We start from the raw sequence: 20,070 nt of genomic DNA on the forward strand, positions 1-20,070 counted from the left end.
AAAGTGTAAATATTGTCGCGGGGTGGAGCAGTCTGGAAGCTCGTCGGGCTCATAACCCGAAGGTCGTAGGTTCAAATCCTGCCCCCGCAATCTGATTAATAAGAAGAGTGGAAGTGTTGAGTAATTAACGCTTCCACTTTTTTGATTTCTATAGAGGAGTAGTTTGTTTAAATGATAATTTATTTTAGTAGTGCGTAAAAGTATTGACATGTTGATGGATGTAAGTTTAGTATAGAAAGTGTTTAGTACAATGTAAGTATAAGTTAGATAATCGTATTATTAAGAAAGGAGCCATGCGCTATTTTATTAAAATATAGATGGCAGTGTTGTAGCTAGATTACGATATGCATGGAGTAAAAGATGAAATTAGGATTCATAGGTTGTGGAAACATGGCAAATGCTATGTTAGGTGGTATTATCAAGAATAATATTATTGCAAGCAGCGATATTATTTCTTCAGATTTAAATGATGTGTCTTTAGAGGTAGCTAAGGATACACTCGGTATTAAGGTTACAAAAGATAATAAGGAAGTAGTTGATCAATCGGATATCATTGTTCTTTCTGTTAAACCACAGTTTTATAGCAGTGTTATTAACGAAATTAAGTACCTTATTAAAGAGAATCAGATATTTATATCAATAGCTCCTGGACAGACCTTAGAGGGCTTAAGAACAGCTTTTGGACGTGAATTAAAGATTGTACGTACTATGCCAAACACACCGGCGTTAGTGGGTGAAGGAATTACGGCTATGTGCTATAACAAGAATGTTACTGAAAAAGAGGCTGATTTGGTAGCTTCTATATTAGCTGGTTTTGGCAAGGTCGAGGTTATTACTGAGAATTTAATGGATGCTGTAGTTGGTGTAAGCGGTAGTTCGCCAGCTTATGTGTTTATGTTCATTGAAGCTTTGGCTGATGGTGCAGTAGCGGCAGGGATGCCACGTAATAAAGCATATACATTTGCTGCTCAAGCTGTACTTGGTAGTGCCAAAATGGTTCTTGATACCGGAAAACATCCAGGAGAATTAAAGGATATGGTATGTTCTCCAGGTGGAACTACAATTGAAGCAGTTCGCATGCTTGAAAAAGAAGGTTTTAGAAGCAGTGTGATGGAAGCTGTAAAAGCATGTATTGATAAAGCAAAAAGTTTATAAGAACATTATATATCATAGTAAAGAAGTAGTATCGGATTGTATAAGTTTAAAAGGATAGGGTAGGAATTTTAGATATGATAAATATATTAGATAAGATAAAGCAATGTAATATTGTTGGTAGACATACATGGAAAAATCAGATTTTATATCTAGGCCACTCTGCGTCTTATATAGAATTTCGTTTTAAGGGGACTAAGCTTGAGGTGTCCTTACTAACAGATTTGTATAAGGACAAGGAGGATAAAGAAGATATCTATCATGCCTGTTTAGCAGTATTTATTAATAATAATGAGGAACCTGTTAAAAGAATAGAATTAAGTAGTAGACAAGAGACGTATACTGTTTTTGAATCTACATTGGAACAAGAAGTTTCAATTAGGCTTATGAAATATTCAGAATCTGCATTTAGTAAATTAGGTTTTCAATCTATTTTACTGGAAGGAGAATTATTGTCACCACCACCAAGGAAATTAAGAAAAATTGAGTTCATAGGTGATTCCATTACTTGTGGTTACGGAGTAGAAGGAGAGAGTAATTCGGACTTATTTACAACAAAAGAAGAGAATCCGATGCTTGCTTATGCTTGCCAGACGGCAAAATTGTTAGATGCCGAATTCCAATTAGTCAGCTGGAGTGGTATTGGAATAATAACTAATTATGTAGATGAGACGGTAAATGAACCATTTCTAGATAGATGGTTAATGCCAGCTTTATATGAATATGCAGATGGTGAGTTAGATCGGTCTTTACAGAATACTACATACGAAGTCTGGGATAATAAAAGATATATTCCTGATTTGGTGGTAATATATCTTGGAACCAATGATGCAAGTTATACAAGGGGAATAAAAGAGAGACAAGAGTATTTTGCTAATGAGTATGGAAAATTCCTTGATCAAGTAAGAATGAGAAACCAACAAGCTTATATATTATGTGTGTTAGGTAGCATGAACCAAGAGCTATGTGAGATAGAGCAAAGACAGGTTTTAAGTAAGCAGGAGAATGGTGATGATAAGATAAGGTTTCTTGCACTTCCTTTACAAGAAGAAAAGGATGGGTTAGGAACACACGGTCATCCGACTCCAATTACACATCAAAAAGTAGCTAGACAGATTGCTTATGTTGTTAGGGAATGGCTGTATTGGAATTAAGGAATTAGCACGTATTAATAAAGTTGTTTTATATATCAACTGTATTATTACGTGCTTTTTATTATAGGCAGTTTTAAGAGTTAACAAATTAAAATACACTAGATTCGGAATAAATAACAGTATTCAATGATCATGATCTCCAAAGATAGGTGTCAGTTTCCAGTTATAGGGGGCTATATATGAATACTAAAGTTCTGAAATTCAAAAACCCCATTTCCTTGTACTAATCTACCCGATTCGTAAATCTCTTTAAATCCATTAAAGATGTCAGAAACTAAAGTTGTCGATATATCTAAAGAATGATGTGCAGGAAGTAATTTCTTTAGTGGTAAATCTTTCATTTTACTAACTGAATTCATAAAATCATATGGATTTGTGGTTGGATAGAAAGCATCCAAGCAACCTGTATAGATTAAATCTCCTGAATACAAATATTCTTTTGACTCTTCATATAAACATATGTGGCCAGGGGAGTGACCTGGGGTATGAAAAATTTGAAGTTTTCTATTACCAAGATCGATTACGTTACCATCGTTTAATATAGTTGTAGGAAGTCCTTGATAGATTTGATAAGTATCAATATTAAAGTTTTGTGGAAATTGGCAGGGTTCTTTTAGTAGATTAGATTTTACTAGCTGGAGTGGAATTGGAAATTGTTTGGATAGCCAGTCTGCTTCTAACGTATGAATGGATATGTCTTCGAATAAATGATGTCCTCCAATATGGTCCCAATGTGCGTGAGTGTTAATTACGGAAATCGGTAATTGGGTCAGTTCATCAATAACATTTCTAATATTAGATACACCTAGTCCAGTGTCAATTAAAGCGGCTTTGTTAGTACCTAGTAAAAGATAGCAGTGTGTTTCTTCCCAGTGGTTATATTCACTTATTATATAGCTATCATTATCTAGTATTTCTACAGTAAACCATTCGTTCATATTGAGCGATTCCTTCCTTGTTTATTCAGTAGTATATCATGAGAATAATAGTAATACAAGAAATGTAATGATTAAATAAACGTTAGTTTAGGATTGTGTTATAATAGAGAAAAAGGATCGGAGATGATTTCATGAATGGGAAGACGGAACAGCTATCTAAAATAATAAGAGATAGTAATAATATTGTATTCTTTGGTGGTGCAGGTGTATCAACAGCCTCTAATATACCGGACTTTAGGAGTTCCAAGGGCTTATTTAGCGAAAGATTAAAACGTTCTTTTACACCAGAACAATTAGTATCCCATACATTTTTCGTACGTTATCCAGAAGATTTCTATGAATTCTATAAAGATAAATTGGTATATCCAGAAGCAAAACCTAATAGCTGTCATATAGCATTAGCAAAGTTAGAAGATATGGGAAAATTAAAAGCTGTTGTAACGCAAAATATTGATGGTTTGCACCAAATGGCAGGAAGCAGGACTGTATATGAACTTCATGGATCTGTCCACCGTAATTTTTGTACAAGATGCCAAGCATTTTATGAAGCTGATTATATATTAAAGGCAGAGGGGATTCCAAAGTGCGAAAGTTGTGGTGGTGTAGTTAAGCCGGATGTTGTCTTGTATGAAGAAGGTTTAGATCAAGAAGTACTATCAGGTGCGATACAAGCTATTTCAGAAGCGGAGACCTTAATTATAGGGGGAACATCCTTAGTGGTTTACCCAGCAGCTGGATTAATTAATTACTTTAAGGGAAAAAACATTATATTAATTAATAAAAGTGCAACATCTGCGGATAAGAGGGCTGATTTAGTTATTAGTGAAGATATTAGTGAAGTTTTTATAAGAGTTATGGAAGCGTTGTAATAGAAATAAAAACAGAAAGTAACATTAATAAAGTATTATTTGAGCATATTTTATATAAATTGATAAAATATGCTCAAATATAACAAAAAAATAGTAAAAAGATACTAGACTTTAGTCATAATTTGATGTATAATAATGGAAATAAAAGTAATTTGTATGCTGTAATTACATCACGTCTGATACAAATGCTAAGTGATCAAATCTATCAACTCTTATTTCCTTTATATTCTAAAATATTATCAAGATAAGCTCCAATTATATTTTCTAATTAGCTTTTTTATAATACGCTTCTTTAATATTAACAGTGCAGTTAATTCTTTAAGTGTGTAATTTTTTAGTGTATAAATTACTTTATTATAGTTATAGCTTCTTTATTTGTTACGTATTATTAAGAAGCCCCAGACAATATTGTTAAGCAGAGGTATTGTAAGGGAAATTTATTAGAACAGAGTATGTAAATAGCATACCCTGTTCTTTTTGTTGACAAAAATACAAATAATCCTATAATGGTAGTATATACTGTACTACTATTATTTTTTGGAGGAGACATTTTGGAAGAGTTAATTACGTATCTATGCAATTTACATTTTACAAAGTTAGAGGCACAGATTTATGTGACGTTACTGGAAGGCGGAGAACTAACAGGATATCAAATTGCCAAGAAGATTCATATATCAAGGTCGAGCGTGTATTCAGTATTAGATAGTATGCATGAGAGAGGAATCCTTATGTTATTACCAGGAGAACCACTTGTGTATAAAGCGGAGAAACCGGATACTTTAATACCCAAATTAAAGCGTCAATTTTCTGAAAATGCGGATGTAGCTCAGTTAAAACTAAAGAATATTGCAAAGGATTCTTCGCAAGAGCAGTTCTTTAATCTTAAGGGGCTTGAGAATGTTATAGCGAAAGCAAGAGAATTGTTATTACAAGCTGAGAAAGAAGTGTATATGAATACCGATTTTTCTCTACATTTGTTTGAGAAGGAATTTAAAATTCTGAAGAAACGCGGCGTTCGTGTTATCGTTTTCTCTTTTGCAAATCTAAATTGTAGTGGTCTAGATATTGAATTCTATTCTCACTATAGAGGAGAATGTATTGAAGGTCATCCAACAAGAATGATGCTAGTAACAGATATGAACGTAACTTTAGTTGCGGATGCATATGAAGATAGACCAGAGTTTCTTGGTACAGTTACACAAAACAGCTTGATGGTTTCCATTATAGCAGAACATATTCATAATGATATCTATCTATTACGTTTGAAAGAGAAGAAGAACTTTGTATTTGATGAAACAATTACAATTGACACTATGCTTGAAAAGAGATAATAGAGTGCTTTTTATGAAATCAAAAAGAGGTAGTAAGATCCTTATAGAGTTATAAAAAAAGTATCATGCTAACTGGAGGAGAGGTATGAATAATAAGAGGAGAGATATGGATAATAAGAGGGCAAATATGAATAATAAGAGGGTTATTATTGCAGGACTTATTAATGTAGAGACAACGGTTAAAGTGCATGGCTTTCCCATTCCATATTTCCCAATAGATTTTACAACGGATGGGATTAGTACGGGGATTTCTGGTGTTGGTTATAACTTGGCAAGAGCCTTTCAAAAATTAGGAGATCAAGTTGCCATACTATCCTATACGGGAGAGGATGAAGAAGGACACCGTATTGAGCATGAGTTAGGCAAACATGGGATTGATACTAAGGGGATTAAAAAAGAGTTGAAGAAGACACCACAGTCTTTAATACTATATGATTTAGATGGAAGAAGACAATGCTATTGCGATTTGAAGGATATACAAGAACATACGTATCAGGTAGAAGATATAATAGAAGAATTTGCACAGGCAGATTTATTGTGTGCTTGTAATATTAATTTTTCAAGGCCATTATTACAAGAAGCAAAGAAAAGAAACATCTGTATAGCTACGGATGTACATGTGATTGGTGATATTGAAGATGAGTATAATAAAGAATTCATGGAAGCAGCAGATATTCTTTTCTTAAGTGATGAAAACATTTCAGATTCTAAAGAAGAATTCATGATTAGGTTAAAAAACAGATATTCTTGTAAAATAATTATTATGGGGCTAGGAAAAGAAGGTGCGTTGTTATATAGTAGAGAAAATGATGAGCTTATTCGTATAGGAGCCGTAACAACAAGGAATGTTATTAATACAGTTGGTGCGGGAGATTCGCTATTTAGTTCTTTTTTACATTGTTATATAAAAGGAATGTCTGCTATCGACTCTCTTAAATATGCGATAACCTTTGCATCTTATAAGATTGGTGATAACGGTGGTGCAGTAGGTTTCCTTACGGAAGAGGAATTATTCAGCCTATCAAAACAGCTTACATATGATATAAAAGGGGTTAAAGTGGATTATGAAACCAGTAAAGAAAATTGCAGTAATACATGATATATGTGGAGTCGGCAAGGCGGCTATGGCAAATATTGTACCAATTCTTAGTGTTATGGGAATTGAAGTTTGCCAGGTTCCTACCATGTTATTATCCACACATACTGGAGGATATGGGAAACCATATATACAAACAATAGATGGATATATGACAGGCTGTCTTACACATTATCTTGATCAGAATATTGAATTTGATATGATATTTGTTGGCTATCTTGGGACGCAGGAAAGAATTCAAGAAGTAAAACTATTCTTAACAAATTATAGAGAAGTACACCCTGAAGTAGCAGTTATACTAGATCCTATCTTTGGTGATAATGGGTCATGCTATTCTAACTTTACTATGGAGTATGTTATGCAGATGAGGACTTTATTACCTTATGCAGATATTATTGTTCCTAATTATACAGAGTACTGTTTACTGTTCGAAGAAAGTATAGATGTAGTCTATAATAATAAAAATGTCGTACCGTATCAATGGTATAAGAATCTAGACAATTATAAAATAAAGGGAGCTGTAGTAACGAGTATACCGATTAGTAATCAAGAAGAAATAGGTATAGTGATTACTGATAAAGACAGAGTTGATTTATTATCCTTTAAGAAATGTAGCAAGTCTTACCATGGTACCGGAGATATCTTTGCAGCAGTTTTTTGTGGGTCTCTTTTGCAGGGGGATTCCATATTAAGGGCATGTGAGAGAGCACATACATTTGTAGTGGAATGTTTAGTGGAAAGTGAAAGATATGAGTATGATAGACGAGAAGGAGTTATATTAGAGCCTCTTCTTAAGAAATTATTGTAACGAGAAACGTTATTAGTGTAGATTAGTATAGCTTACACCAAATCAGGATGCTTCCATTTATTTCTTATAAACTATTGAGATTATAAATATAAAGAAATGAGAATTTTACATGAAAAAGACAATCTTTAAAATGGTTTTGTATGTAGTTACAGATAATAAGATCCGTGACTCTATATAAAACCATATAGATTGTCTTTTTATTGTTATATGAATCTAAAAATATAAAACTTAAAACACGAAAAATACTTCTATAACACGTTTACACCAGTAGTTTTTAATCAATAATAACAGTAGTATTCTCTCGGTACATACGATTTGTTTGATGACGAGTTTTTCTGACTTCTACGCTATCAAAAATTATAGAAAAATCATAATCAGCAGGATATAAGTCGGAAGCAGATGTTTTTAACTTGATACGTTTGTGGTTAACAAGCTGTTTCTTACCACGAATCTGTACGCCAATTTCGCCTTTGGTATTAGGATTTGGATCATATACAAGGCCTAGAATCTTTTGAGGATATACAATAACACTATCACCAAGTTGATACTTCTTGGCAATGGTTTTATCAAGTTTCTTAGGATTGGTTTTTACAAGAGAGGGAGAGTCGTTTTTTGTAACGGAGTTATGAACATTCCTCTTATCTGCGGTACTATTCTTAGTAATGTCATTCTTAGTAACATTCTTCTTAATAACATCCTTTGTGGAGTTATTAGCAGTATAAACCGAACTGGATTGCCTTCTCGTTGTCTGGTCCAAAGATACTTCTTTGTATGCATATTGCTTTGCTATATCTAACATATGGTCTGGCAATCCTAGTCGTTTGGCTATATATAAAGCGCAACTTTCACCAGCTTCACCGATGATTAATTGATACAGTGGACGTAAACTTTCGCGGTCAAATGCCATTCGTGCATTAATTAATCCCCTAGTTTGGGCTACATATTCTTTTACCTCTGGATAATGAGTGGTGGCAATAAATCGACATGGGATGGATCGAAGTTCCTCTAAGATTGATATTGCAATACCCATACCTTCAGCAGGGTCAGTTCCTGAACCTAACTCATCCAATAATACGAGACTTTCCACCGTTGCTGTCTTAATTATGTGGATAACATTCGTAATATGAGAGGAGAAGGTGGATAGGTTTTGGGTAATACTCTGTCCGTCGCCAATATCACATAAAACTATATTATGCATGGCAATTGTGCTATTAGACTTTGCAGGTATGTGTAGACCACATTGTGCCATTATTGAGAGTAACCCTACTGTTTTAAGAGCTACGGTCTTACCACCAGTATTCGGTCCTGTAATGACAATCCCTGTTATACTCTCATCCATATGAAATGTAAGAGGTACGCAGTCGCTTTGATTTAAAAGTGGATGTCTGCCTTCTTCAATATGAATGGTTGGAGTAGTTGTTATAGTTACTTCATGAGCGTCTAAGTCTGCACTTAATTTTGCTTTTGCAAAGATAAAGTCAAGAGTCTCCATAACCTCCATATTGGTACGCAGCGCCTCCTTTGAATCTGATACAAAGGAGGTTAGAATATAGAGAATCTTGCGTATCTCATTGTCTTCCATAATACGAAGAGTTGAGATCTCTTCTTGTAGTTTAGATACAACGGTTGGTTCAATAAAGTAAGTGGAACCGGTGGCTGACATATCAATAACACTACCGCTCACTTGATGTTTGTATTCCCGTTTAACAGGAAGTACAGAGTGACCATTTCTTGTGGAGACGTAAGAGTCAGTAAAATATTCGCGCTTACTCCGTAGTAAGGATTCTAGTTTTTGCTTAATCGCAGTTTGTGAACTTTCAATCTTACGTCTAATATTTCTTAAGTCTGTGGAGGCACTGTCATCTACTTGATTATTATAGATAGATTTAGACAATTCTTCATATAAGGCATCTAAAGTGTCAATAGAATAGGCATATGAAGTTAGTGTAAGTTGTAGATCATTACCTCTTTCTAGGTAGCGTTTTAGGCGTTTACAACTTGTTATGAACTGCATTATGATAGTAAGTTGTTCAGGTAATAAGACACCATCTTGTTCACAGCATAAAAGGATGTCCTTCATGTCTTGCATACTTGATAAAGGTGGATTACCAAGGTAATCAAAGAGTCTTCTACCTTGTGTTGTCTCATCCATCTTACGGCGGGCTTCGTCCTCTCTTAGATATGGGCGTAGATTTGATACTTGTTCTTTAGCCGAGTCACTTACAGCATATTCAATTAGCCTAGAAAGAATCTTATCAAGTTCTAGTATTAATAGGTTGGAATCAAGAGATGTAATTGCATTTGTATTTGTATTCATTGCATAATCCTTCTTTTCTTATTTAATAGTTGGTAAATGAAAAGTTACTTTACATTCAGTATTGGTTTAACTAAATGGTTATTTCGTCATTAAATGTGGGATTACGAATGATTAGTAATATAAGAACCTTGCAGATAGAATGCAATTTGCATATAGATACACCAAAGAAAGACACAAAAAAAGATTGAAAGAAACACACTCTCAACCTTACTTAGTCTATCAAGTAATATATAAAGATATTGTATGTGGCTCTATAAAAGGGCAGAGTACGAGCAGGAATCTGCAATCGTCTCATCATTACTATTTAATTCGTAATCACCATTTTATCAACCGTTAACATACAACACCATCCTTCCAAAATTATTACATTCAATATATCATAGTATAGAACCTATTGTCAAATATAATTTTGAGCGGTTTAAGGTAAATTACGAAGCATGTTATAATGTGGTAATATTATGAAGTAGCTTATATAGGTTGACGCTATACTTGGTATATTAGTATAATATTATTAATTAATACATAATTAGGTATTAATGTTCTGTGAGAAGGGACGATAACTAATGTATGAGACAATACTTGTATAAAGTATGTATTATACGTAACACATACTTAAATTCAGCAGAGGAAGATCTGCAAGTATAAAGGAGAGTTATTATGATCAAAAAGAAGGAAAATGTAAAAAGACTTAGTATCTTGTTATGTCTAGTTATGGTTTTATCTGTATTTGGTCCAACAAACCAGATAGTAAAGGCAGCAACCTCATTGAATAAGTCATCCATCAAGGTAGCAATAGGGGCAAAAGAACAAGTAAAAGTTACAGGTACAAGTAAAAAAGCTACCTGGAAATCTGCTAACAAATCCATTGCAACAGTTGATGAAAAAGGATATGTCAAAGGAATTAAGAAAGGTACTACAAAGGTATATGCCACTGTATCAGGTAAGAAATATACTTGTACTGTTAAAGTTGAAAGTGTTTCTATGAGTTCAAAATCTAAAACAGTGTCAGTTGGTAGCAGCTTCACACTGAAATTGAATGGAAATACACAAAAAGTATCCTGGACATCAAGCAATAGTAAAATTGCTAGTGTATCTTCATCTGGTAAAGTAAAGGGTGTGGTAGCAGGTAAAACAACAATTACAGCAAAAGTTGATAATAAGAAGTTTACATGTGCAGTGACCGTTAAGAAGAAATCAGCTAAGAGTGAATTAGATGATATCTTGACAGCTGTTAAAAAAGCATATGGGAATGATTATAAACCACAAACTTCTTTATCTAAGGATATGCTATCTGAAGTTGTAGGCTTAAAATCAAATTTATATGATGCTGTGGTAGCAGAGGTACCAATGTTGTCCTTTAATGTGGACACCTTCATAGCAGTTCATCCCGTAGCAGGTAAGAAGGATGAGGTGGAAAAAGCTTTAGTAAAATATAAAAAGTATCTTGAGGAAGATGCACACCAATATCCAATGAATATGCCTAAAGTTAAAGCTTCAAAAGTTGTTACAGTTGGAGATTACGTGTTCTTCATTATGTTAGGAAAATCTAATGATACAGAAGAGAATGAAGGAAAATTACTTTCTTTTTATGAAAAACAAAACGCAATTGCTATAGAGGCAATTAAAAAAGTTTTGAATAAATAACCATCCTTGACAACTATATTGATATTTATTATAATTTATGAGAATAGAAAGTTCATGAGTAAACTTTCTATTGTTTATTAGATAAGGGAGTAGTTAGCACGTAGTGTAATAAAGTCAACATACTGATGGAGAACATCTGGCTTTATTTTAAATAATGAGACTTGTCTGCAATGTTTTTTTGTTGCAGACAGGTCTTTTTCTATGTTGCGGGCTTCTTATAAAACAAGAAGAAAGGATACGTGAACATGAGCTTTTTTGAATTATTTTTATTAGCGGTTGGATTATCAATGGATGCTTTCGCTGTATCAATCTGTGAGGGACTTTCCATGAAAAAACTGAATCTGAAGCGCGCTGGTATATTAGCACTCTTCTTTGGAGGATTCCAGGCAGGAATGCCTTTATTAGGATATCTACTAGGAAAGAATTTTCAACAGTATATAACGTCTATTGATCATTGGGTTGCATTCGTATTACTTGCTATTATTGGTGGAAATATGATTAAGGAAGCGTTAGATAAGGATGAAGATAAAAAGCAAGAAAAGAAGTTTTGTCTTAAATATGTTTGTATTTTATCTGTTGCAACAAGTATTGATGCACTTGCGGTAGGTATTACGTTTGCCTTCTTACAAGTTAAGATTGTTATGGCTGTCTGTCTAATTGGTATTACTACGTTCGTATTATCATTCATAGGAGTAAAGATTGGCAATGTATTCGGGACAAAGTATAAATCAAAAGCAGAATTACTAGGTGGTACAATCTTAATTATAATAGGCCTTAAGATCTTAGTTGAACATCTAGGGTTAATAGGATAGTTACTATTTATATTTATTTAAAAACAAAAAGAGTTGTTGCAAAATTAAATCTTTCGCATGTTTTTCAGATGGAATGTTTTCACACACCAACAAAAAAACAATCTTCACGTATTATCTGTCCAGATGTAGACACTATGTGTCTACTCTTGCCAGATAATTGGCTGAAGATTGTTTTTTTATATTGCATTTGAATGCATTCTATCTGAAAAAATATGTTATAGATATTCAAACTATATTTTGCAACAGCCTCATAATAAATTACTTACAAAGTATAACTTTTTTTGGTATTATGCCTATAATAGAGCGATTCCGTTTGCTACAGCATATTCTGATATGTCATCTGGCCAGATAGAAGCTTGCACTTCACCGATATGTGCCTTACGAAGGAAGAACATACATATTCTTGATTGACCAATACCACCGCCAATTGTATATGGTAATTCGCCGTTTAATAATGCTTTCTGGAATGGTAATTCAGCACGGTCCATACAGCCACAGATTTCAAGCTGTTTACTAAGTGTTTCTTCATCAACACGTATACCCATAGAAGAGAGCTCTAGAGCAATATCAAGTACAGGGTAATACATAATAATGTCACCGTTTAATGACCAATCATCGTAATCAGGTGCACGACCATCATGTCTTTCTCCGGAATTTAATGCACCACCAATCTGCATAATAAAGACTGCACCTTTTAGTTTTGCAATGTTATATTCTCTTTCCTTAGGTGTAGAGTCTGGATACATATCTTCTAATTCTTGTGTTGTAATGAAAGAGATTTCTTCTGGCATAATTGGATTTACATATGTATATTTATTGCAGATGAACTTCTCAGTAGCTTTTAAGGCATTGTAGACATTTTTAACAATAGTTTGTAAGGTCTCAACTGTACGCGTTTCTTTGGTAATAATCTTTTCCCAGTCCCATTGGTCAACGAAGATAGAATGAATGTTATCCGTATCTTCATCTCGTCGAATGGCATTCATATCTGTATATAAACCCTCTCCAACCGTAAAACCATAACGTTGAAGGGCAAGACGTTTCCATTTGGCTAATGAATGTACAATCTCTACGTTGGCGTCATCTTGTTCTTTAATTCCAAAGCTTACAGGACGCTCAACCCCATTTAAGTTATCATTAAGACCTGTTTCTGGTTTTACAAACAAGGGAGCAGATACTCTTGTAAGGTTTAATTCTTTCGCCAATTCTCTTTCAAAAAAGTCTTTTACATCTTTGATTGCAACTTCTGTTTGTCTTATGTCTATGGCTGGTTGATAACCATCTGGAATAATAAGATTCTTCATTCTTCGTGTTCTCCTTTATTTTTATAAAATTAATTAGCATCATTGTAAGGACTTGATTATTTATGCCCTTGTACTGCATAGTAGGGAGTATGTATCTAAGGGGCTGTTGCTAAGCAGGTGAATCGAAATCCTATTGCAACAACCTCTTTCCTATATAAGTTATATAAAACACTTTCTGGTTTTATCACTGCGTAGTAATGAAAACTCCATTTATTATATCATAAACTACTTATGTGGGCAAATGAAACTTAGGATTCTATAATTTAATCTCTCCAACTAAGTTTGTTGAAAAGATGTTTCGAATCTCATTCAAATCATTTGTTTGACCAAGAGCCCACATTAGTTTTGTTACAGTAGCCTCTGTTGTCATATCATAGGCTTGTATAACACCTTTTTCTAATGCTTTTTGTCCAGCTTGGTAGATCGATAAATCACTTCGTTCATATAGACACTGACTAGATACGACTACAGGAATATTGTGTTCGACTAATTTTTGTAGTTTGGAGATAAGGTCACGGTGAATAAAATGTAATCCACCAGCGCCAAAAGCTTCTATTACTACACCTTTATAATTCATATCTAAGAGCATATCAAAGATTCCTGGATTTAATCCTGGAGTTAGCTTAATTAAGAAAACATCGGAACATACAGAATCCCTTAATGTAAATGTACCATCTGTCTTAGGTAATAGTTTATGACTAATGTTTAGTCCATTAGAATCAATAGTAGCCACATATCTACAGTTAACACTTTCGAATGCATCAAAACCAGTTGTACGGACTTTAACCGCACGACATCCTAAGATAATCTTACGGTTAAATGCTAAGAAGATACCTGGAACTCCTGTTGCAGCCATAGCGAAGGCACAACGTAGATTATCCATTGCATCCGTTAAGGGGTTAAGGATTGGTAGCTGAGACCCCGTTACTACCACCGGAATCGGAATATTTTGAAGCATATAAGAAAGTACACTTGTGGTATAAGCCATAGTGTCAGTACCATGTGTTACTACGATTCCATCATAATCATAACAAGATTCATATATATGGTTAGCAATTAATTGCCACTCTTCAGGTTGTATATTAGAACTATCGAGATGAAGAATATCTTTTGCTGTTATATCATAATTCTCATTCAATCCGGTGATTTTTGAGAATAAATTATCAATACTTAGTGCGGGAATTAATCCTTCTTCACTTGACTGTGATGCAATAGTTCCGCCAGTTGCAAGCACTAAAATCCGTTTTTTCTCTTGTGTCATTCTTCCATCCTCCATTAATAATTACACGTATTTATGACAAGATCCTTTATAATACTACATATCATTTCTGATAAAGTATAGCAAAATCAATGGGAAAATACAATATGTAAATAAAAGTAAGAGATTCGGAAAAAATCTATTTGGTGATGAAAGGTAAAGATGTAGGGTGAAAATGAAAGGAATACTTTGTTGAAGTTAATAATATGTAATTTTAAGAATAAATACGAAAAAATACGAAAATATTATTTGACATTTATTTTATATGTGTTATTATGAAATAGTAGTACATAATAAACCACTAATAAAAAATTACACTTTTAGATAATATAACAATACAATTGTTGGGAGGAAAATTATGATTAAAGCAGGAATATACCATACACCAGATGTACCATATGCGTATGCAATAGATGAGAATACGTTATATTTGAAAATTCAAGCCGCGAAAGAGGATATCAAGAATGTTACTGTTTATTATAAAGATAGACATCAATATGAAAAACCATTTCAACAAGTTTTGATGAATCGCATTCAAGGAAGTGAGATCTTTGATTATTACGAAGTGGAACTGGTTAATGTAGATAAGAAGTTTCGATATTTCTTTGAATTAATAGACAAGGAGGGAAACTTTTTCTACTATAATGAAAGAGGTATTATGAACGAAAGGCCAGATGTACCACAAACTTTTCAATTCCCTTATCTTTGCCCAGGAGATTTCTATCAGCAAGTAGAATGGGCGAAAGATGGTGTAATGTATCAAATCTTTCCAGACCGATTCTGTAATGGAAATCATAACAATGATCCAGAAGGGGTTAAGCCTTGGGGAGAAAGAGTTGTAGGTAATCATGACTTCTTTGGTGGAGACTTAAAAGGAATTACAAAGCAGTTAGATTACCTAAAAGAACTTGGAGTTACAATTATCTATACAACCCCAATCTTTCAATCGTGTTCTAACCATAAGTATAATACAAAGGATTACTATGAGATTGACCCACAATTTGGTACCAAAGAAGAGTTAAGAGAATTAATTGAGGAAGCACATAAACGAGGCATACGTTTTGTATTAGACGGTGTATTCAATCATTCTGGAGATGACTTCTTTGCATTCAAAGATATTATGAACAAGGGTGAGAAGTCTGTATATAGAGATTGGTATTATATTGAGTCTTATCCGATTAATCAAAGGGAACTTAATTATGTAACTTTTTACGATAGATATGGGAATATGCCAAAACTAAATATGAGTAATACTGATACGGTACAGTATTTCTTAGATGTAGCAAGCTACTGGCTAAGAGAGTTCCATATAGATGGATTCCGTTTGGATGTGTGTGATGAGATTGACCATGGATTTCTTAAGAAATTTTATGAACGTGTGAAGAAAGTAAATCCAGAGGCAATCGTGATTGGTGAAATTATGCATATGGGGAACTCTTTCTGTAGGGGAGATGAATTAGATTCTACGATGAATTATCCGTTTCGTGAATCCGTATTAGAATTCTTTGCGCTTCGCAAAATGTCTGCTGAGAACTTCATTGAGACATTGGCAATTAGACAACATTCCCTTCGTAAAGATCTTCATAAACAGATGTTAAATCTTCTTGACTCACACGATACAGCACGTTTTGTCACAGATGCTTCCGGCCAAAAGAGAAGACTAGAATTAGCAACAGTTTTCCAATACACATACCTTGGTATACCTTACATCTATTATGGAGATGAAGTGGGGTTAGAAGGTGGCAATGACCCTGATTGCAGACGTTGTATGATCTGGGATAAAGAAGAACAAGACACGAATCTATTCGAACATTTCAAATGGTTAGCAAGCATTCGTAGAGAACATAAGGAGTTTGTGGATGGAGAGTTTAATACCCTTCTTGCAAAACAACAATTCTTAGTATATGAAAGAGTTCTTAAGCAAGAGAAGTCGATAGTTTTCCTTAATAATAGCGAAGAAGAGAAACTTATATATCAATTAGAAGAAGGTACTTATTGTAATATACGTAATGGAGAAGTTATAGAAGGTGGTAGAGAGTTAGTGGTAGAACCTATGGACTTTATGGTTCTATACGCTCTGAAGGACTTATAATTATATAATTGGTTAGAGTGTAAAAACTAAATTTAATTTCGTCTATTTGCTCAAATTTATTTGTGAGCATGTTATGTCAAACGGAGTTCATCCGTAACCCACTCTCGCTTAGCTTCACACGTAGTCAGTAAGGTATATAATAAAGAATACTCCCCCAATAAATAAGGAAAGTGTACCAAAAAGGCCAAGACAAAATAGTCGCAACCTTTTGGTACACTTTCTTTTTCATTATTGAATGCTTTTGTAACAGATAATACTCTAGGTCATGCTATTTATCAATTAGTTGGAAAATATGAATAATTAGGAAGCTATGGTAAACAATATAGGTTAAATACAACATAAGGAGTATGTTTGTTATATGATAAATTCAATAAGTAAAAACATTGCATCTAATAAAAGGCGTTTGGATGCAGAGCTAATAGTTGATGATAATTTTGATATTATCAATAGGAAGATAACCATTGGTGAAAAAGAATGTTGTCTTTATTTTGTAGATGGTTTTGTAAAAGATGAAATCTTAGAAAAGTTAATGGAGTTCTTTGCACATCTTAAAAAAGAGGATGTTGAATGTACACCGGAAGAGTTTCAAGATAAGTTACTGCCATATGGTGAAGTTGACTTAGTGGATAAAATGGATACCGTCATTACACGTATCCTATCAGGTGTGACTTGTTTATTGGTGGATGGATATGAAAAAGTACTAGTAATTGACTGTAGAACATATCCAGCAAGAAATGTAGAAGAGCCTGATAAAGATAAGGTTATGAGAGGAGCTAGGGATGGATTTGTAGAAACGTTGGTCTCCAATACCGCACTCATTAGACGTAGAATACGTAACCCAAATCTTATTATGCAGATGATGGAAGTAGGAAGCTCTTCACATACCGATATTGTAGTTTGCTATATGAAGGATCGCGTGGAAGAAAAACTTCTAAGCAACATAATTGATAAGATTAAGAAGATTAAAATAGATGCACTTACCATGAGTCAGGAAAGTTTAGCGGAATGTATGTATAAGGGTAGTTGGTTTAATCCGTTTCCAAAATTTCGTTATACGGATCGTCCAGATGCAGTAGCTGCATCCGTATTAGAAGGGAAAGTAGTTATCATAGTTGATAATTCTCCTTCAGTAATGATTCTTCCTGCAACAATATTTAGTATTATGGAAGAGTCGGCTGATTATTACTTTCCACCAATTACGGGGACATATCTACGTCTTTCAAGAATTATTATTAATATAATTGCATTAGTATTAACACCTATATTCGTATTGTTTATGCAACATCCGGATTGGATTCCTAAAGGGTTAGAGTTTATTAGGATTACGGATACAATTAATATACCGATTATTTTTCAACTACTTATACTGGAATTTGTTATTGATGCACTTAAATTAGCAGCGCTAAATACACCCAGTATGATGACTACACCGTTCAGTGTTGTGGCAGCATTTATATTAAGTGATTTTGCAGTTAGTTCAGGCTGGTTTAATTCAGAGGTAATGCTTTATATGGCATTTGTTGCTATTGCAAATTATTCGCAAGTTAGCTATGAACTGAGTTACGCACTTAAATTCATGCGTATCTTTTTATTGATTATAACAGGGCTATTTAGTCAGTGGGGATTTATTGTAGGTATTTTGTTAACTACATGTGCGATTATATTCAACAGAACAGTAACCGGTTATAACTATATATATCCACTTATTCCTTTTGACTTTAGAGTTCTTATGAAACATCTTTTTAGAGTTACTTTACCAGCAAGTGAAAAAGCAGGTAACCAAAAGTTCTAACTTAGCAATGCTAGGACATATATTAGGGTATAAATGAACCATCAAGTTAAGAAATATATATAAGGAATAAAGGTATCGTACTAAGAATGATGTAATATATGCAAACTTGGTACGAACCTTCTGTAGGAAGGAGTACATATGGTAATACATGTAGTGAAGCAAGGAGAAACCATTTATAGTATTGCATTAGATTATGATACAACACCAAATCGCATTATTGAGGATAATGAATTAACCAATCCATGTAACTTAGTTATTGGACAGACACTGGTTATTCTGTATCCTAAGAGGATATATACGGTAGAAGAGGGAGATACACTTTTTGACGTAGCACAGAAAAACGGAGTACGTGTAATCACACTATTACAAAACAATCCAGGACTTGCGGATTTCCCTTATCTATATGTAGGACAACAAATTGTGATTGAATACGAAGGAGATAAAATTGGAGATATGGAGGTTAATGGGTATCTATATCCGTCTATTGATATGGAAGTACTGGAAAAGACCTTACCTTTTTTAACGTATATTACGGTTTTTACCTATGGGTTCACACCAGAAGGAGAATTAATTGGTATAGACGATCAGAATATAATTAATTTAGCTAGAGATTATGGGGTGGCTCCTTTAATGTTAATATCAACATTAACACCTGAAGGTAGCTTTAGTAGTGCACTGGCAAATCAAATATTGAATGATATGGAAGCACAGAACCGATTAATAGATAATATTCTTATCAACTTAAGAGAAAAACAATATTATGGTCTGGGTATTGATTTCGAGTATATATACCCTGCTGATAGACAGGCATATGTAGACTTTATTCAGAATGTAACTACAAAGTTAAATGCAGAAGGATTTGTAGTTACTGTTGCCCTAGCACCTAAGATTGCGACAGAACAACCAGGGCTTTTATATGAAGGACATGATTACAGGGGCATAGGAGAAGTTTCTAACAAAGTTATGTTAATGACATATGAATGGGGATATACATATGGTCCACCGATGGCAGTAGCTCCAATTAATAAGGTAAGGGAAGTTTTAGATTATGCTGTTACAGAGATAGAACCAGATAAGATCTTCATGGGAGTACCAAACTATGCATACGATTGGGCACTACCTTTTGTAAGTGGGGAATCAAGAGCTAGATCTTTAAGTAATGTGGAGGCAGTTGAGCAAGCGGCAGAATATGGTGCGACAATATGCTTTGATGAAGTAGCAAAAACACCGTATTATAATTACAGAAGTACAGATGGAATAGAGCATGTTGTTTGGTTTGAAGATGCTAGAAGTATTAATGAAAAACTTCTATTAGTTAATGAATATGCACTTAATGGTGCTAGCTATTGGAATCTCATGAAGTACTTCCCTCAAAACTGGGCTGTACTTAATTCCTTATATAATATCTTAAAAGTTCTTTAAACAAAAAAGGAGGAGCCGTTGGGGGCTCCTAAGAGGGGGGATGTTATGAAAAAAATCTATATAAAAGATAATTAACTTATT

15 protein-coding genes and 1 tRNA gene are annotated in these 20,070 nt (G+C 33.8%); 12 read left to right on the forward strand and 4 right to left on the reverse strand.

The window, feature by feature from the left end; genetic code table 11:
* Nucleotides 1–16 precede the first annotated feature (16 nt).
* From BUB90_RS18075 to BUB90_RS18085, 3 genes are all read left to right on the forward strand, one after another.
* Nucleotides 17–90: transfer RNA gene (locus BUB90_RS18075), tRNA-Met, on the forward strand.
* 270 nt (nt 91–360) lie between these two features.
* Entirely contained in the window at nt 361–1,155 is a 795-nt protein-coding gene (proC, locus tag BUB90_RS18080) for a pyrroline-5-carboxylate reductase (RefSeq protein WP_073289978.1), read from the forward strand.
* A gap of 74 nt (nt 1,156–1,229) precedes the next feature.
* Nucleotides 1,230–2,306, forward strand: coding sequence for an SGNH/GDSL hydrolase family protein (locus BUB90_RS18085; protein WP_073289980.1), 1,077 nt, complete (start codon nt 1,230–1,232; stop codon nt 2,304–2,306).
* A gap of 173 nt (nt 2,307–2,479) precedes the next feature.
* Here the strand turns inward: BUB90_RS18085 and BUB90_RS18090 are convergent, their stop codons facing one another.
* Nucleotides 2,480–3,244: an MBL fold metallo-hydrolase gene (locus tag BUB90_RS18090; protein ID WP_073289982.1), complete on the reverse strand. Its 765-nt coding sequence runs from the start codon at nt 3,242–3,244 to the stop codon at nt 2,480–2,482.
* Nucleotides 3,245–3,375: 131 nt separating this feature from the next.
* Here BUB90_RS18090 and BUB90_RS18095 point away from each other — a divergent pair, with 131 nt between their 5' ends.
* From BUB90_RS18095 to BUB90_RS18110, 4 genes are all read left to right on the forward strand, one after another.
* On the forward strand, nt 3,376–4,113 hold the full coding sequence (locus BUB90_RS18095) for an NAD-dependent protein deacylase (protein WP_073289985.1): 738 nt from the start codon (nt 3,376–3,378) through the stop codon (nt 4,111–4,113).
* A 551-nt stretch (nt 4,114–4,664) separates the two neighbouring features.
* The gene (locus BUB90_RS18100) at nt 4,665–5,444 is read left to right on the forward strand and encodes a TrmB family transcriptional regulator (protein WP_073289987.1); all 780 of its coding nucleotides are present in this window, start codon (nt 4,665–4,667) and stop codon (nt 5,442–5,444) included.
* An 85-nt stretch (nt 5,445–5,529) separates the two neighbouring features.
* A complete protein-coding gene (locus BUB90_RS18105; protein ID WP_073289989.1) occupies nt 5,530–6,543 on the forward strand; it encodes a carbohydrate kinase family protein in 1,014 nt (337 codons plus the stop codon).
* Nucleotides 6,509–7,348, forward strand: coding sequence for a pyridoxamine kinase (locus BUB90_RS18110; protein ID WP_073289992.1), 840 nt, complete (start codon nt 6,509–6,511; stop codon nt 7,346–7,348). Before BUB90_RS18105 ends, BUB90_RS18110 begins: the two co-directional genes overlap by 35 nt.
* A 274-nt stretch (nt 7,349–7,622) precedes the next feature.
* Here the strand turns inward: BUB90_RS18110 and BUB90_RS18115 are convergent, their stop codons facing one another.
* On the reverse strand, nt 7,623–9,665 hold the full coding sequence (locus BUB90_RS18115) for an endonuclease MutS2 (RefSeq protein ID WP_073289994.1): 2,043 nt from the start codon (nt 9,663–9,665) through the stop codon (nt 7,623–7,625).
* A 657-nt stretch (nt 9,666–10,322) separates the two neighbouring features.
* Between BUB90_RS18115 and BUB90_RS18120 the strand changes: the two genes are divergently transcribed.
* Both BUB90_RS18120 and BUB90_RS18125 read left to right on the forward strand, forming a co-directional pair.
* The gene (locus tag BUB90_RS18120; protein WP_073289996.1) at nt 10,323–11,309 is read left to right on the forward strand and encodes a DUF4358 domain-containing protein; all 987 of its coding nucleotides are present in this window, start codon (nt 10,323–10,325) and stop codon (nt 11,307–11,309) included.
* Between the two features lie 245 nt (nt 11,310–11,554).
* A complete protein-coding gene (locus tag BUB90_RS18125) occupies nt 11,555–12,121 on the forward strand; it encodes a manganese efflux pump MntP (RefSeq protein WP_073289999.1) in 567 nt (188 codons plus the stop codon).
* 293 nt (nt 12,122–12,414) lie between these two features.
* On the opposite strand, the gene asnA is transcribed toward BUB90_RS18125, so the two are convergent.
* Both asnA and BUB90_RS18135 read right to left on the reverse strand, forming a co-directional pair.
* Nucleotides 12,415–13,425: an aspartate--ammonia ligase gene (gene asnA / locus BUB90_RS18130; protein WP_073290001.1), complete on the reverse strand. Its 1,011-nt coding sequence runs from the start codon at nt 13,423–13,425 to the stop codon at nt 12,415–12,417.
* A gap of 256 nt (nt 13,426–13,681) precedes the next feature.
* Nucleotides 13,682–14,686 (reverse strand): asparaginase, encoded by a 1,005-nt coding sequence (locus BUB90_RS18135; protein WP_073290003.1) that lies wholly within the window; start codon nt 14,684–14,686, stop codon nt 13,682–13,684.
* Nucleotides 14,687–15,041: 355 nt separating this feature from the next.
* Between BUB90_RS18135 and BUB90_RS18140 the strand changes: the two genes are divergently transcribed.
* From BUB90_RS18140 to BUB90_RS18150, 3 genes are all read left to right on the forward strand, one after another.
* On the forward strand, nt 15,042–16,775 hold the full coding sequence (locus BUB90_RS18140) for a glycoside hydrolase family 13 protein (RefSeq protein WP_073290005.1): 1,734 nt from the start codon (nt 15,042–15,044) through the stop codon (nt 16,773–16,775).
* A 358-nt stretch (nt 16,776–17,133) separates the two neighbouring features.
* Nucleotides 17,134–18,567 (forward strand): spore germination protein, encoded by a 1,434-nt coding sequence (locus BUB90_RS18145; RefSeq protein WP_073290007.1) that lies wholly within the window; start codon nt 17,134–17,136, stop codon nt 18,565–18,567.
* A gap of 138 nt (nt 18,568–18,705) precedes the next feature.
* Nucleotides 18,706–19,989, forward strand: a complete 1,284-nt coding sequence (locus tag BUB90_RS18150) for a glycosyl hydrolase family 18 protein (RefSeq protein WP_073290009.1) — start codon at nt 18,706–18,708, stop codon at nt 19,987–19,989.
* The last annotated feature ends 81 nt before the right edge of the window (nt 19,990–20,070 follow it).

The sequence above is a fragment of the Anaerosporobacter mobilis DSM 15930 genome, assembly GCF_900142955.1.
GTDB lineage: Bacteria > Bacillota > Clostridia > Lachnospirales > Lachnospiraceae > Anaerosporobacter > Anaerosporobacter mobilis.

Coding starts and splice junctions, on each gene's coding strand:
- BUB90_RS18135 (WP_073290003.1), bottom strand. CDS start 14,686: ATGACACAAGAGAAAAAACGGATTTTAGTGCTTGCAACTGGCGGAACT.
- BUB90_RS18145 (WP_073290007.1), top strand. CDS start 17,134: ATGATAAATTCAATAAGTAAAAACATTGCATCTAATAAAAGGCGTTTG.
- BUB90_RS18140 (WP_073290005.1), top strand. CDS start 15,042: ATGATTAAAGCAGGAATATACCATACACCAGATGTACCATATGCGTAT.
- BUB90_RS18115 (WP_073289994.1), bottom strand. CDS start 9,665: ATGAATACAAATACAAATGCAATTACATCTCTTGATTCCAACCTATTA.
- BUB90_RS18090 (WP_073289982.1), bottom strand. CDS start 3,244: ATGAACGAATGGTTTACTGTAGAAATACTAGATAATGATAGCTATATA.
- BUB90_RS18150 (WP_073290009.1), top strand. CDS start 18,706: ATGGTAATACATGTAGTGAAGCAAGGAGAAACCATTTATAGTATTGCA.
- proC (WP_073289978.1), top strand. CDS start 361: ATGAAATTAGGATTCATAGGTTGTGGAAACATGGCAAATGCTATGTTA.
- asnA (WP_073290001.1), bottom strand. CDS start 13,425: ATGAAGAATCTTATTATTCCAGATGGTTATCAACCAGCCATAGACATA.
- BUB90_RS18110 (WP_073289992.1), top strand. CDS start 6,509: ATGAAACCAGTAAAGAAAATTGCAGTAATACATGATATATGTGGAGTC.
- BUB90_RS18095 (WP_073289985.1), top strand. CDS start 3,376: ATGAATGGGAAGACGGAACAGCTATCTAAAATAATAAGAGATAGTAAT.
- BUB90_RS18085 (WP_073289980.1), top strand. CDS start 1,230: ATGATAAATATATTAGATAAGATAAAGCAATGTAATATTGTTGGTAGA.
- BUB90_RS18120 (WP_073289996.1), top strand. CDS start 10,323: ATGATCAAAAAGAAGGAAAATGTAAAAAGACTTAGTATCTTGTTATGT.
- BUB90_RS18125 (WP_073289999.1), top strand. CDS start 11,555: ATGAGCTTTTTTGAATTATTTTTATTAGCGGTTGGATTATCAATGGAT.
- BUB90_RS18105 (WP_073289989.1), top strand. CDS start 5,530: ATGAATAATAAGAGGAGAGATATGGATAATAAGAGGGCAAATATGAAT.